The organism is Mongoliibacter ruber (assembly GCF_003003005.1).
Classification (GTDB): domain Bacteria; phylum Bacteroidota; class Bacteroidia; order Cytophagales; family Cyclobacteriaceae; genus Mongoliibacter; species Mongoliibacter ruber.
Window position 1 is genome coordinate 121683 of the sequence record NZ_PVTR01000011.1, and the last position, 14130, is coordinate 135812.

The 14130-nt window shown below is 38.6% G+C and carries 12 protein-coding genes; 6 read left to right on the forward strand and 6 right to left on the reverse strand.

Features of this window, described 5'->3' with window-relative positions:
* Positions 1-134: 134 nt before the first annotated feature.
* Positions 135-650: a hypothetical protein gene (locus tag CLW00_RS17140; RefSeq protein ID WP_106134916.1), complete on the reverse strand. Its 516-nt coding sequence runs from the start codon at positions 648-650 to the stop codon at positions 135-137.
* Between the two features lie 229 nt (positions 651-879).
* Between CLW00_RS17140 and CLW00_RS17145 the strand changes: the two genes are divergently transcribed.
* The 6 genes from CLW00_RS17145 (at position 880) to CLW00_RS17175 (ending at position 7810) form a co-directional block, all read left to right on the forward strand.
* Entirely contained in the window at positions 880-2307 is a 1428-nt protein-coding gene (locus tag CLW00_RS17145) for a circularly permuted type 2 ATP-grasp protein (protein ID WP_106134917.1), read from the forward strand.
* A 191-nt stretch (positions 2308-2498) separates the two neighbouring features.
* Positions 2499-3476 carry an alpha-E domain-containing protein gene (locus tag CLW00_RS17150; RefSeq protein WP_106134918.1) on the forward strand — a complete coding sequence of 326 codons (978 nt, stop codon included), beginning with the start codon at positions 2499-2501 and terminating at the stop codon, positions 3474-3476.
* Positions 3473-4219, forward strand: coding sequence for a proteasome-type protease (locus CLW00_RS17155; protein ID WP_106134919.1), 747 nt, complete (start codon positions 3473-3475; stop codon positions 4217-4219). Before CLW00_RS17150 ends, CLW00_RS17155 begins: the two co-directional genes overlap by 4 nt.
* The gene (locus CLW00_RS17160) at positions 4216-5052 is read left to right on the forward strand and encodes a transglutaminase family protein (RefSeq protein WP_106134920.1); all 837 of its coding nucleotides are present in this window, start codon (positions 4216-4218) and stop codon (positions 5050-5052) included. Before CLW00_RS17155 ends, CLW00_RS17160 begins: the two co-directional genes overlap by 4 nt.
* A gap of 250 nt (positions 5053-5302) precedes the next feature.
* Positions 5303-6556, forward strand: a complete 1254-nt coding sequence (locus CLW00_RS17165; protein WP_106134921.1) for a metallophosphoesterase — start codon at positions 5303-5305, stop codon at positions 6554-6556.
* A gap of 837 nt (positions 6557-7393) precedes the next feature.
* Positions 7394-7810: a DUF4174 domain-containing protein gene (locus CLW00_RS17175; protein WP_106134923.1), complete on the forward strand. Its 417-nt coding sequence runs from the start codon at positions 7394-7396 to the stop codon at positions 7808-7810.
* Between the two features lie 336 nt (positions 7811-8146).
* On the opposite strand, the gene CLW00_RS17185 is transcribed toward CLW00_RS17175, so the two are convergent.
* The 5 genes from CLW00_RS17185 to bglX form a co-directional block, all read right to left on the reverse strand.
* Positions 8147-8584: a CBS domain-containing protein gene (locus tag CLW00_RS17185; RefSeq protein WP_106134925.1), complete on the reverse strand. Its 438-nt coding sequence runs from the start codon at positions 8582-8584 to the stop codon at positions 8147-8149.
* Between the two features lie 107 nt (positions 8585-8691).
* Positions 8692-8946 (reverse strand): hypothetical protein, encoded by a 255-nt coding sequence (locus tag CLW00_RS17190; RefSeq protein ID WP_106134926.1) that lies wholly within the window; start codon positions 8944-8946, stop codon positions 8692-8694.
* Positions 8947-9340: 394 nt separating this feature from the next.
* Complete coding sequence (locus tag CLW00_RS17195) at positions 9341-10762, reverse strand: tagaturonate reductase (protein WP_106134927.1); 1422 nt, start codon at positions 10760-10762, stop codon at positions 9341-9343.
* Between the two features lie 204 nt (positions 10763-10966).
* Entirely contained in the window at positions 10967-11806 is an 840-nt protein-coding gene (locus CLW00_RS17200; protein WP_106134928.1) for an endonuclease/exonuclease/phosphatase family protein, read from the reverse strand.
* Positions 11807-11812: 6 nt separating this feature from the next.
* A complete protein-coding gene (bglX, locus tag CLW00_RS17205) occupies positions 11813-14107 on the reverse strand; it encodes a beta-glucosidase BglX (RefSeq protein ID WP_106134929.1) in 2295 nt (764 codons plus the stop codon).
* Between the last annotated feature and the right edge of the window lie 23 nt (positions 14108-14130).

Below are 14130 nucleotides of genomic sequence, written 5' to 3' on the forward strand. Positions count from 1 at the left end.
GATAAAAATGCGTTGGTTTTTTGATAGAGTGGATATGAAGCCTTAAGATCTAAACCGTAAACCAATGCGTTTAGCCTTCCTGGGACCGAGTTGTCGGCAAGTGGTGCGGGACGAAAGAGAATTGGGTCATAATCCTAAGAGTAAAAAGGGAATTCTAAGGCGTTTTGCCCCATTAGTCCGGCAAAAGAAAACTCAAAATTTTTAATTTTAAGACTATGCCCAAATCCTAGAAAAATCAGATTTGCTTGGTAATTGTCGCTGGTTAAAAAACCAGGGAATACGAATTCATTTCCCCAAAAATCTATAAGAAAACGGAAATTCTCATCATAATACTGCTGTTGCGGATTGGTGTTGATGCTGTTATTTGTACTTATGTAATTGAGGTTAACAAAAAATGAGGGATCAATCGTGTACGTCAATTTTAAGCCGTAATTGTATCCGATTTGTGCTTGGCCACCTTTGTCTTTTGGGAATCCCCGAAAACTTCCAGGACGATCTTCTGAAGAATTTAGCACGAGAGAATTTTTTACATTTACCGCGCTGAAATTCCCAATAGGAAGAGCTGCTCCTCCAAAAACACCAATTTCAAAATTCTCCAGAAATGAACTTTGTCCAAAGAGTTGATTTGAGGTCAAAAGTAGAAGAAACAAAAAAACTTTTTAATCATATCAACATCTTAAAATCTAAAACTTAAGTTAGTTAATTTGAAGGGTTATTTAAATGATTATATGAAAAAATCCTTTAATAACTTCACTATTTCTTATTTAAAGAACTAATATTATTTAAGGTAAGGATTAGATTTTTCATCTCCTGTTTCATATTTCCCGACAATTTGAGTAACTTAAAAACAAACCTCTTAACAAGCATAATTTTTAATCTATGAATACTGAAAATTACCAGTCCGGTGAGAATTTTGATGAAATGTTCACCGAAGAGGGTCAGTGTAGACCCCATTATTCTGAATTTCTTGACCAAGTAAAAAAAACCAGTCCAAAAAAGATGTCCCAATTGCAGTTTTCTGCAAATAAGACGCAGGTAGCTATGGGGATGACTTTCAATGTCTATCATGATAATCAGGGAACTGAGAAAATTCTTCATTTGGACATTGTTCCCAGGATTATTCCGCGAAAAGAATGGGAACATCTTGAGGCAGGCTTAAAGCAAAGGATCAAAGCCCTGAATCTCTTCCTGGATGATATTTATAATGAGCGAAAAATCCTCAAGGATAAAGTAGTTCCGGAAGATTTGATTTTGAAAAGTCAGGATTATCTAGAGCCCTGTATAGGTCTCAAACCCCCAAAAGGAATATGGTGCCACATTACAGGTACAGATTTGGTTCGAGACAAAAGCGGAGAATATTATATTCTTGAAGATAATCTAAGATGTCCATCAGGTGTATCCTATATGCTAGAAAGCCGGGAGATTATCAAGCGGGCCTATCCGGACTTGATTAATCAGCTTGGAGTCATGCCCGTATCGGATTATCCTGTGAAACTACTCAAAATGCTGCAGTTTCTTTCAGACAAGGAAAATCCTGTAATCGGTGTGCTGACTCCAGGAATTTATAATTCTGCTTACTTCGAGCATTCTTATTTGGCTTTGCAAATGGGAGTGGAGCTGGTTTCTGGTGTGGATCTTATCGTGAAAGATAAAAAAGTATACATGCAGACCACCAAGGGTTTGGAACAAATCGATGTCCTATACAGAAGAATAGATGACACTTTTATGGATCCAGAGGTCTTCAATCCCGAATCCATGTTGGGTGTTCCTGGGCTATTTGAAGCGTATAAAGCTGGAAATATAGCCATTGCCAATGCACCGGGTACAGGAGTAGCCGATGATAAAGCCGTCTATGCCTATGTTCCTCGTATTATTGAATACTATTTGAACGAAAAACCTATTTTAAACAATGTGCCTACCTACCTCTGCAGAGAAGAAAAAGACAGAAACTATGTCTTGGAAAATATTGAGGAGTTGGTGATCAAAGAAACCAATGCTGCTGGTGGATATGGGATGATGATCGGGCCGAAAGCTACTGTTGAAGAACATGCAAAGTTCAGAAATCTCATTAAAAACAATCCAAATAACTACATAGCGCAGCCCACCTTGTCGCTTTCCACGGTGCCAACTCTTACTGATGAGGGACTGGCAGGCAGACATGTGGATTTACGACCTTATATTCTGTATGGTGAAGAAATAGAAGTGATTCCCGGTGCCCTTACCAGGGTAGCTTTGAAAAAGGGTTCATTGGTTGTCAACAGTTCACAAGGTGGGGGAAGTAAAGATACTTGGGTTCTTTATAAATAATTTTGTAAGTAGTTATAAGACTTGGCTGATATTCATTGATATTGGATATTGATCGATATTAATAGAAATAATGTGGAAATAAAATATCCATAAATATCAATTTAATATCTACAAATATCACAGAACTAACCTCTAGAGCATTAAAGCAAGAATAAATCATAGACTTTTAATTAAGCAGAAATAATAAAAATATGTTAAGTAGAGTAGCGAACTCCATATATTGGCTGGGAAGGTACCTGGAAAGGGCTGAGAACTATGCCAGATTTATAGATGTAAATTTCAACCTGATGTTGGATCTTCCGCCAGACCTTAAGGAGCAATGGGAACCCTTGATTTTTGCCACAGGTGATCAGGAATTGTACACCACAAAGTATAAGGGTTTTGACAGGAAAGATGTGATTTTTTTCCTGACATTTGATACAGACAACCCCAATTCTATTATTTCCTCTATTTCTTTTGCAAGGGAGAATGCCAGAGTGATCAGAGAAAATCTTACCAAAGAAACATGGGAAAAGCTCAATGAATTGTATCATTTTGTCCAAAAAAGAGCGACCAAGAAATCCTGGCTAAATGGAGATCCGAGACAGTTTTTCGAAGATGTGAAAAATCAGATCTTGTTATTGTATGGGCTTGGTGAAAGTACGGTTGCCAGGACTGAAGGTTGGTATTTCAGGCAACTTGGACTTTATCTTGAGCGTGCCGACAAGACTAGCAGGATTGTTGATGTAAAGTATCATATATTGCTGCCGTCTGCATCTATGGTAGGAACTCCCTTAGATTTTCTGCATTGGACAGCATTGCTCAAGTCAGTGACAGCTTTCAATACTTACAGGAGGTTGTATGGGAATATAGAGCCTTCCAAGGTGGTGAATCTGTTGTTGCTGAATAAATATTTTCCAAGGTCTGTTTTTTATTGCTTGTCAGAAGCGGAAATTTGCCTGAATAAAATTTCGGGAAACGGGGATGGGAAAATAAACAGTGCGCAAAGAAAAATAGGTGCTTTGAGATCCAAATTAGAATTTGATGATGTAAATGAAATTATGTCAAAGGGCCTACATGAATACTTAGACGATTTGCAATTGAAAATAAACAATGTTTCAAACAGCATAAACGAAAACTTCTTTCAAATCAAGGAGAACGTTATGACACAAAACCAAACTCAAGAATGACCTTTTGCTTAGGAATAAAAACCAAATATGGCCTTATTGGGCTCTCAGATACCAGGATTACATCTGGTACCGAGACGACCACTTCCAAAAAAGTATATACCGTAAATAGGGAAAAACACTCTTTTTTCATCATGACTTCTGGACTAAGGTCCGTTAGGGATAAGGCTATAACTTATTTTACAGAAGTTATAGAAGACCAGGATTCTGAATTCAATAAGCTTTATAAGGCTGTGAATGAATTTGGAAATCAGATCAAAAGAGTAGCCAAGGAGGACAAGCAGTATTTGGAAGAGGCGGGTCTCTCATTCAATCTTTTTTCAATCATAGGCGGACAATTAGAGGATGACAAGACACCAAAACTCTATCTTTTGTATCCGCAAGGCAACTGGATTGAAATCCGGAGGGGAACGCCCTTCGTTATCATCGGGAATTCCGGTTCGGGAAGTCCTGTTTTGAGGCGTTCATTAAGCTATGATGAATCCTTGGACTATGCCTTGAAATGTGCTTTTTTAGCCTTTGACGCGACAAGGATTTCAGCAAATGATGTGGATTATCCCATTGATACGATTGTGTTGGAAAATGACAAATACCATATCGTAGAGCGTCGTTTTGAACACAAGGAATTGGAACATATTTCTACTTTTTGGAATGAAAGACTCAAAGAAGCGGTGAAAGAACTTCCTGCAGAAATTCTGCAAAAGGCATTTTTTGACGAGGAGATCCCGCAAGGAGCAGAGGTATGAAGTTATCGATCTCTCACCTGACCCGCTATACCTACGAAGAAAAAGTGCCACTCAATACCCATCAGCTCTTTTTGATTCCGCAACAGCGGACCTATTACCGTTTGTTTGAAGCGGATTGGGTAATCCGGCCGGAACCAATGGGTAAAAGCCAACGGATAAACGCAGAAGGAAATCCATTTTTTCAGGTTTGGTTCAATGCCCCAACAGATTTCTTAGAGGTCGAACTGAGTTTTCAAATGGAAACATATGACTTCAACCCTTATGGATTTATCATCGCTGAGCACAAGTATCCTTTTGTGCAATTTGAATATAGGGGCAGTACAGGGAAGTTTTTGAAGATTTACCAAGACGCTGAAGATTTACCTCATTTAAAGGATTTTGCTTTGAAATTAATGTCCGAAAATCAAGATATAGTGTCCTTTCTAGTAGCCTTACTGACAGTCATACATAAAGACTGGTCACATGATTTGCGTTATGAGCCGGGATTGCTTGAGCCCATGGATACTTTTGAGAATAGGAGAGGGTCTTGCAGGGACTTGTCGTGGATGCTGATGCAGATGTTGCGTAACATAGGCTTGGCTACCAGATTTGTCAGTGGTTATGCCTTTAATCCTGAATTGCACGAAGGCCATGAACTGCATGGCTGGGTAGAAGTTTACTTATCTGGGGCAGGCTGGGTAGGAATTGACCCAAGTTTGGGGCTTTTTGCAGACCATAATTATATCCCTCTGGCCAGCAGTTTCCACCCAACCAATACTTTACCTATTGCAGGAACATATGGTGGAACAGCCAAATCTGAGTTTTTTACAGATGTGAAAATAAAAAGTCTCTGAGATGGTTAATTTCCACTTGATGTTTTTAAAAATCAAGTTTGTTGAATAGCGATTAAATTATTGAAGGCTTACCAAAAACAAATCAACGAACTTTCTTCATTGTCCAAATCAACTTGGTGGTATAAAAATAAAATTCACTTTTGAAACAAGCCTATTTTACCTATCCAAGAGCCTGCTGTGAATTATTCCCTCTTTTCCAGAACCAAATGGATTGAATCGCTGTATATGTCACAATGATTCGCAAAAGCTTATGAACAATTTAGGTAGTCTTATATTTCTTGTATCTGTTTTTTTGTTCACCACATTCCTTAACTGGTATGTATTCCAGGCAGTGAAGACTTTGACCACAAACCTGGACAACGAAAAAATCCGAAATAGCATCAATATTGGATATTGGTTGATTTTCAGTGGGATTTCCATCTGGGTAGTATTGACATTTATCAGGATTTTTTCAGCGGGAGAAATTACCACTTCTACACAATCAGTGTTAAATGTTTTTCTTACGGTTTTGGTGACACAATTGGTGGTGGTACTGATTCTTTTTGGAGAGGATATTTTTAGGAATATTCAAGCAGGATTCAGCCTTGTGTTGAGCGGAACTAAGGAGTTTACCTTTCCAACCAGAAATACCTGGGTAAGTGTATTGGCGATTACAGCGGCCGCTTTCCCCTTCTTCAGTTTTATCTATGGGGTCACCTATGGTAAGCATAATTTCAAAGTACATAAGGAGGTGATTTACTTTGAAGACCTTCCAGAGGCCTTTGATGGTTTTACGATTACGCAGCTTTCAGATATCCATTCAGGCAGTTTCAAAGACCTGGAAGGAGTTCAAAAAGGAATAGACCTAGCCATAGAACAGCAGTCTGATTTATTTGTTTTCACTGGGGACTTGGTCAATCACAAGGCTGAGGAAATCGAACCTTTTTTAGATCAATTTTCCAAAATTAAAGCAGCCCACGGGCAGTATTCCATATTGGGGAATCATGATTATGGAGATTATATCAGTTGGCCAAGCAGTACTGCCAAAGAAGAGAACTTCCAAAAATTGAAACGACAGCATGAACGGATGGGGTATAGATTGCTCCTTGACGAACATGTCAGGATTGAAAAAGATGGTCAAAGCATCCATATACTTGGAGTTGAAAATTGGGGCGTGGGTTTTGCCAAAAAGGGGGACTTGGCCAAAGCACTAAATGGTACTGGTAAAGAAGATTTCAAAGTACTCTTATCGCATGATCCCTCACACTGGGATGAAGAGGTAAAGCGAAATGAAAGCCCCATACACCTGACGCTCTCAGGACACACCCATGGGATGCAATTTGGAATTGAGACCCCACTTATTCGCTGGAGTCCTGTTCAGTATAGGTATCCGAATTGGGCGGGCCTGACTGAAGAAAAGGGCAGGTTTTTATATGTGAATCGAGGATTTGGATTTCATGCTTTTTCCGGCAGGGTAGGTATATGGCCTGAGATCACAGTGATTGAGTTGAGAAAGACGAGGTGATTTTGATTTATGATTTACGAGGCTTTTGCGCTTTTTTGATGAACTGGGGAACTGATGAACTGGTGAACTGACGAACTGAGGAACTGAGGAATTGATGAACTGGTGAACTGATGAATTGATGAACTGGGGAATTGATTAACTGTGTGCCGTAGGTTGGGAAGCCAATCAAATGGTTAAAAGTTATCCTTCGACTAGACGCATGATCCATCAACCCAAAAATCTAAGATTTAAGATTTTTAATTGGCAAACTGACTTGGTGCTGACTTGGTTGATGGATTGTGTAACCTTTAATTTTCACCGTGCTTTAGCCGGTGGTGAAAGTTGAATTTGAGTGTAACCAGACTTTAGTCAAAAATAGATTCGGCTGAAGCCTTTGCTCCTTATTTTAGAGCTAGGCCACCGCATAAATGCGATGGAAATTCTACCAGACTTTGCCACAATGAGGTACAGAATTCAAGGTTTTACCATTTGTAATTATTAATCAAATTGGCTTCACCTTGTCATCCAGAAATCATTTATACGTGTTCTTCAAACTGACTTGGTTGATGAATTGTGTAACCTTTAATTTCCACCGTGCTTTAGCCGGTGGTGAAAGTTGAATTTGAGTGTAACCAGACTTTAGTCAAAAATGGATTCGGCTGAAGCCTTTGCTCCTTATTTTAGAGCTAGTCCACCGCATAAATGCGATGGAAATTCTACCAGACTTTGCCACAATGAGGTACAGAATTCAAGTTTTTACCATTTGTAATTATTAATCGAATTGGCTTCACCTTGTCATCCAGAAATCATTTATACGTGTTCTTCAAACTTACTTGGTGCTGAATTGGTTAACATGTTATGAACCCGCTGTTTCTATTTTTGCTCTTTATTATTTTCATGGCACAGGACAAGCCAAAAACCCTCGACGACTTTCGCTGGGAAAATAGGATTGTACTATATTTTCCCCAAAATTCTAGCCTTTGGACAAGTCCCGACGACAGTCTCAAACAAATGATAGAAGAGCGAAAGATCAAGTATTTTGTAGTATCAGATTCTCTCATTTCCAATGCAGAAATAGAATTCACACCTGATTATATTAAGAGTATTAGCAGTAAGTACAAGATGGGTACGAAGAATTCTTCTTGGGTCCTGATAGGTTTGGATGGTGGAGCAAAAGTCAGGAAGGAAGAATTGCTTGATTGGGGCTATATTTTCAAAACCATAGATGCTATGCCTATGAGGCAATCAGAGATCAGACGTAAGGGTCGAGGCTAAATTGAAATTTAGCGTATTCAAATGTAATTATTCCGTATTTTTAACAAAAAAAATACCCCTTATTGGGTATTTTTTTCTATTGATACATAGGGTATTTTTGACTTAATAAAATCCCCGATAATGAAGTTTTTTTATATTTCTACAGTAAGTAATTCCGATGCATCCTATGAAGTCCATCATAGAGACTGCGACCATTTACCAGACCCGGAGAAGCGTGAATACATTGGCCCTTTTAACAATGGCAAGGAAGCTTTGCGCAAAGCAATACATGCTAATCCCAATGCATGCCTATGTCCTGTTTGTAATGGGAAAGAGGCAAGTGTTAAAATCAAGCGATCAAACAAAGTTGGATGAATCGTCATTGTCAAGAAGCAATTGTTTGATAAGGTCTGTTGTAGTAATGATGCCTTTCAATTTTCCTTCCTCTACAACAGGTAATGCGTGAAATTCTTCCTCAGCAAAGATTTCCGCCACTTTTCGAAGGCTATCATCGGTAGAGACAACTTTCGGGTCAGCACTCATTACCTGTGCAATGGACAACATTTCTAAAATGGGTTCATCCGTACTGTCCTGATTGTCAAACAATGCTCCAAAAGTAAGACGGTTTATATCTGATCGGCTGATAATTCCAACCACTTTCTTGTCACCCAAGACTGGGATATGACGGATTCTGTTTTTTCTGAACAATGACAATATCTCAGGAAGTGTCTGTTTGCTTTCTACTGAGACTACTTCTCTTGTCATAATCTCAGATACTTTTCTGTCGAGTTTCATGGTTTCTGAATTTTGATTTCGAATAGCTAATGTAGCCAAATTGCAAAAGTTAAACCCTGATGAAAGTCATTATATCTGTGAAAGTTTAAAAGAGATAACTTCAAAGTTTACTTTTCAAGCATTTCCTTAAACTGAGATGAATTAAGCGCTTCTAAAGACTTAAAGTCATCACTGTTCAAATCCTTTTCAATTGGAACAAGTTCACCTGACGGCCCATTTCTGCTATCTCTACTAGTGGTATCTCGATTGTCATCATAATCATCATTGGTATCCTGTTGTGTATTGTGTCTTTGCTTACCACAAGAGGTGAACATCAAAAATCCTACAAGTGAAATCATTGTAATCAAGGCAGTGCTTTTCATAATCTTTTATATTTAAATCTGACATAAATTGTGTCAATGGGGTAGTCCAAATTCAATACCGTGTTGGGGAAAGGGAGGTAGAACCTCAAAATTGGCCCATCTTTCAATCAGCTTATGGGTTTAAAATATTTTTTCACATCATATTTTTATTTGTTTTAAATGGATAGGAGCATGGTTTCGGGTTAAAAAGCTTTCTTGATTAGGTGATAATTAAAAAAGTTAAATCCTCTAGATTTGAGGTTCTTTACATTTTTAAAGAATACCATACTTGGTACATTTTGGTGACATTGTGGTAGGGTATTACCCCAATTTTTTATAAATTAAAAAATGTATCTCTTACGTTTTTTAATTTCAACTTAGGTTCTTTTTGAACGCATTTTTCTCGAAACCACCTTTAATCTTTTGCATTTGTGGTCATTATCAGTTCCATCTCCTTTTCGATCGCTTCAGCAAAACCACTGATACCACTCAAATCGGTATCCCATAATGATTGGTTCGATAGGATGACATTGATTTTTTTACTTAAACTAGTTTCGTCACTCCATGTCAAATCGAAAAATCTCACGGTATCCTTATCATCTTGGACAGGCATCTTTTCGCCATCGAATTCACCTTTGTAAAAAAGGATAAGTGCAGCCAAAGAGGCAGTCAGGTTTTTAGGAAGCTTTCCGAATTTAGCATGGTGCTCAATGATAGTTGGCAAGACCCTTACTTTGAATTTTGAGATTGCGTTCAAGGCAATGGAAGACAATTCATGCTTGACAAATGGATTTCTGAATCTATCGAGCACATCATTGGCAAATTGATTTAATTCTTCCGCAGGCAAGTTTAAAGTTGGGGTGATTTCCTTAAAAATCAAATCATTTAACAAGCTGTTGAACTCCTTGTCCTCCAAACACTCTCTTACTGTTCTCAATCCTTGTAAATAGGCCAATGGAACCATTGCCGTATGGGCTCCATTGAGTATCCTTACTTTTCTGAGCCTGTATGGTGTCAGGTCATCTACAAACTTTACGTTCAATTGAGCCTTATCTACTGGCAATAGGGTTTTTAATTCTTCAGGCCCTTCTATTACCCATAGATGAAATGGTTCTGCTTTGACTACCAAGTTGTCCGTGTAGCCAAGGGTTTTTTGAATTACATCTATGGAATCTTTTGGGAAACCCGGTACTATTCTATCTACCAGAGTATTGCAAAACACATTGCTTGACACTACCCAATCTGCAAAAGCTGCGGGTAATTTCCATAATTTGCAGTATTGCAACACACAATTAAGCAGGTTTTTACCATTTTGATCTATAAGTTCGCAAGGGATGATAACAAACCCACTTTCCTTAGATCCATTAAAAAAGTTATATCTCTTCCATAGCAAGGCTGTGAGTTTGGCAGGAAAGGTGATGGGAGTAGATTCAAAAACCACATCTTCTGCAATAAATTCTATCCCAGCTTCTGTGGTATTTGATATGATGAATTTTAGGTCAGGATTTTCTGCCAGTTTGAGGTAATTATCCCAACTGTCATAGGGATTGATCACTCCTCTTACGCAAGAAATCAGCCTACTTTCATTGATGGTATCGCCATCCAAAATGCCTTGAAGTAACACATGATATAGGCCATCTTGCTGGTTGATCATCTCACCAAGCCCATTTTTCAGGGGTTGTACTATTTGAATGTCACCATCAAAAGCGGTTTTTTCATTCAAGATATCAAACATCCAGTCAGCAAATCCTCTTAGGAAATTTCCTTCACCAAATTGTAAGACTTTTATAGGTCTTTCCTTTAGGGATGATGCATTTGACCTGTTCAGTGTTTTCATAATTGTTTTGGGTTTGGAGAATTACTTAAATTGTAAGTATTCTTTTGCTTTGAGTCGTTTTTCCATAGCATCTTTATGGATCAAAAACTACAGCCTTAACCAAATTCATCTGGCATTGAAAGTTATTTTTGAGCTATTCATGAAATGAAAATGGAAGATATTGACTGTCGTATTTTGACCAAAATATTCCTCCCTTTATTTCTTTCAAAACTTCAACCTAGTCAAAACAGCAAAGTGATCAGATGGGTACTTTTTGCCATAGTTATCAGAAAGTACGCCATATTTTTCTACTGAAATTCCCTTGCTTACAAAAACATAATCTATTCTCCTGTCAGGCATCATATCCCAGTTGTATGCATTGAAGGTTCCTTCAGGGCCATGTGCTTTGCTTTTGGTGATTTTATAACTATCCAGCAGCCAACCTGCATCTGTTATAGTTTTGTAAGCTTCATTTTCAGGAGTAACATTCAGGTCACCCATAAAAATGACCTGTTCATTTTCTTGCACCTGTTCAGTGATTTTTTTCATGATCAGTTTACTGCTCTCTTTTCTGGCTTCTTGTCCTACATGGTCATAATGTGCATTGAACACCCAAAAGGACAAACCTTCCGGGCTTTTAAACCTAGCATAAGTGCAAATTCTATTCATGGCTGCATCCCAACCTATGCTTGGAATATCTGGAGTTTCTGACAACCAAAAATCACCTGATTCGAGCAATTCAAATTTACTCGGGTCATAAAATATAGCACTATGTTCGCCTCCTTTTTTACCGTCATCTCTTCCGCTACCCACAAAGGTGTAGCCCAACATATTCTCTAAATCTTCAAGCTGATTAAGTAACCCCTCTTGGGTGCCAAACAATGCGATATCGTGAAATGTGATTATTGAAGCCAAATGAGGTGCCCTGTCTTTCCAAAGGTTTCCCTCATCACCTGGATTATCAAACCGTATATTATAGGTTGCTATGTTGAATTCTTGTGCAACAATCTCTTGGCTACTGATGAGGAACAGGCTAGTAATTAAGATAGTAGTTAAATATTTCATTTGTGGTTATTTTTCCCAGTTAACAGTTTCTTTTATTAAATTTTGTGAATCACCACCAACCATGATTTCAAATTCCCCAGGCTCCCAGTCATAAGAAAGGTCGTATCCATAAAATTTCAGGTCTTCAACAGTCAATTCAAAACTCACTTCAACAGTCTGCCCTGGATCAATTGAAATTTTCTTAAACCCTTTCAACTCTTTAACAGGCCTAGTGATACTTGCCACTTTATCTCTGATGTACAGTTGTACCACTTCCTTACCTTTAACCGAGCCTGTATTCCTTACAGGGATTTTGACGATCAACTTCTCTTCACCTTTGAGTTTTGCTTTATCCAGTGTCATTTCCCCATATTCGAATGTAGTATAACTCATGCCAAATCCGAAAGGAAATAAAGGCTCATTTGAAACATCGAGATAATTTGACCTGAATTTTTGAAACCATTCCCCTTCCGGTAAAGGTCTGCCTGTATTCTTATGGTTGTAATATATAGGTATCTGACCAACATTTTGAGGAAAAGTCATGCTCAATTTTCCTGAAGGATTGACTTCACCAAACAGGACGTCAGCAATGGCGTCTCCTGCTTGAGATCCTGCAAACCAAACATTTAGTATTGCAGGGATATTCTCCTTTTCCCATCCCAAAGCCAAAGGTCTTCCTGTAAATAATACCACGACTACTGGTTTTCCAGTTTGCAGAAGTGCCTCAAGCAATTCTCTTTGATTTTCTTGTAATTCAATATTGCTTAAACTGGAGGCCTCACCACTCATTTCTGCTGATTCTCCCATAGCTGCGACAATGACGTCAGCGCGCTGTGCGACTTCCAGTGCTTCTTCTATCATGACGGCTGTTGACCGGTCGTCTCTATACGTTGGCTTTCCAAAAATACTTACCCTTGATTCCAATAGTGAATCGGCTACAATATTAGACCCTTTGGCATAAAGAACCTTTGACGGGTCAGGTATAGCATTTTCTAATCCTTTTCGAAGCGAAATTGACTTTTCAAAATTTGCAGCCACTGACCAAGTTCCAGTCATATTTTCTGTATTGTCTGCCATAGGACCTACTAGAGCAATGGTGCTTCCCTTTTTCAAAGGAAGTGTTTGATTCTCATTTTTCATCAAAACAAAAGATTCAGATGCTATTTCTCTTGCTTTTTGCCTATTTTCTTCACTAAATACTTCTTTTTTCGATCTTTCTGGGTTGGCGTATCTATAGGGGTCTTCAAACAGTCCAAGTTTCAACTTTGCAATCAAAATTCTCCTGCAGGCAGCATCAATTGTCTTTTCGGTTATTTTACCTTCCTCTAAAGATTTTTTTAAGGTGTTTAAAAAACCTTCTCCGACCATATCCATATCTACTCCTGCTTTCAAAGCCAATGCTGATACATGCTGAAGGTCACCGATTCCATGATCTACCATTTCATTGATTGCAGTGTAATCTGTCACCACAAACCCATCAAAGCCCCATTCTTCCCGTAATACATCAGTCATTAGCCATTTATTGGCACTTGCCGGAATCCCATCTACCTCATTGAAGGCTGTCATCACGGTGCCAACACCGGCCTCAATTGCGGCTTTATATGGTGGGAAATATTCATTGTACATTCTAACCCGACTCATATCGACAGTATTGTAATCCCTGCCGGCTTCCCCAGCACCATATAAGGCAAAGTGCTTGACACATGCCAAAATGGTGTTTTCCAAACTTAAATCATCTCCTTGGTAACCTTGAATCATGGCTTCAGCTATCCTGGAAGCTAGAAAAGGGTCTTCTCCATTACCCTCAGACACCCTTCCCCATCTAGGGTCTCTTGAAATGTCGGTCATCGGAGAAAATGTCCAATTGATCCCATCTGCACCTGCTTCTCTAGCGGCAATCCTTGCAGACTCTCTTACCAAGTCCATATCCCAGGTACTTGACAATCCGAGGGGAATGGGGAATATCGTTTCATAACCATGAATGACATCCATGCCAAATAAAAGAGGAATACCTAACCTGCTTTCTTCAACTGCTATTCTTTGGACATCACGGATTTTTTCTGCTGATTTCAGGTTAAACAATCCTCCAACCTGTCCTTCCTTTATTTTTTCTGCAATATTAGAACTGCTAGCTTGACCGGTGGTAATATCACCCGCTGCGGGAAGGTTTAACTGACCTATTTTTTCTTCTAAAGTCATCAAGGCCATGATGGAATCAGCTTTTTGCTGGTAATATTTGTCGATATCCTTATCAGGATTATTGGAAAATTTTGCTGAGAAAAATGCTCCAAATATGAACAGAACAATAGCTATGTATTTCATTTTTTCTGCTGTTATAAAATGAT

Coding starts and splice junctions, on each gene's coding strand:
- CLW00_RS17155 (WP_106134919.1), top strand. CDS start 3,473: ATGACCTTTTGCTTAGGAATAAAAACCAAATATGGCCTTATTGGGCTC.
- CLW00_RS17175 (WP_106134923.1), top strand. CDS start 7,394: ATGAACCCGCTGTTTCTATTTTTGCTCTTTATTATTTTCATGGCACAG.
- CLW00_RS17190 (WP_106134926.1), bottom strand. CDS start 8,946: ATGAAAAGCACTGCCTTGATTACAATGATTTCACTTGTAGGATTTTTG.
- bglX (WP_106134929.1), bottom strand. CDS start 14,107: ATGAAATACATAGCTATTGTTCTGTTCATATTTGGAGCATTTTTCTCA.
- CLW00_RS17165 (WP_106134921.1), top strand. CDS start 5,303: ATGAACAATTTAGGTAGTCTTATATTTCTTGTATCTGTTTTTTTGTTC.
- CLW00_RS17195 (WP_106134927.1), bottom strand. CDS start 10,762: ATGAAAACACTGAACAGGTCAAATGCATCATCCCTAAAGGAAAGACCT.
- CLW00_RS17150 (WP_106134918.1), top strand. CDS start 2,499: ATGTTAAGTAGAGTAGCGAACTCCATATATTGGCTGGGAAGGTACCTG.
- CLW00_RS17200 (WP_106134928.1), bottom strand. CDS start 11,806: ATGAAATATTTAACTACTATCTTAATTACTAGCCTGTTCCTCATCAGT.
- CLW00_RS17160 (WP_106134920.1), top strand. CDS start 4,216: ATGAAGTTATCGATCTCTCACCTGACCCGCTATACCTACGAAGAAAAA.
- CLW00_RS17185 (WP_106134925.1), bottom strand. CDS start 8,584: ATGAAACTCGACAGAAAAGTATCTGAGATTATGACAAGAGAAGTAGTC.
- CLW00_RS17145 (WP_106134917.1), top strand. CDS start 880: ATGAATACTGAAAATTACCAGTCCGGTGAGAATTTTGATGAAATGTTC.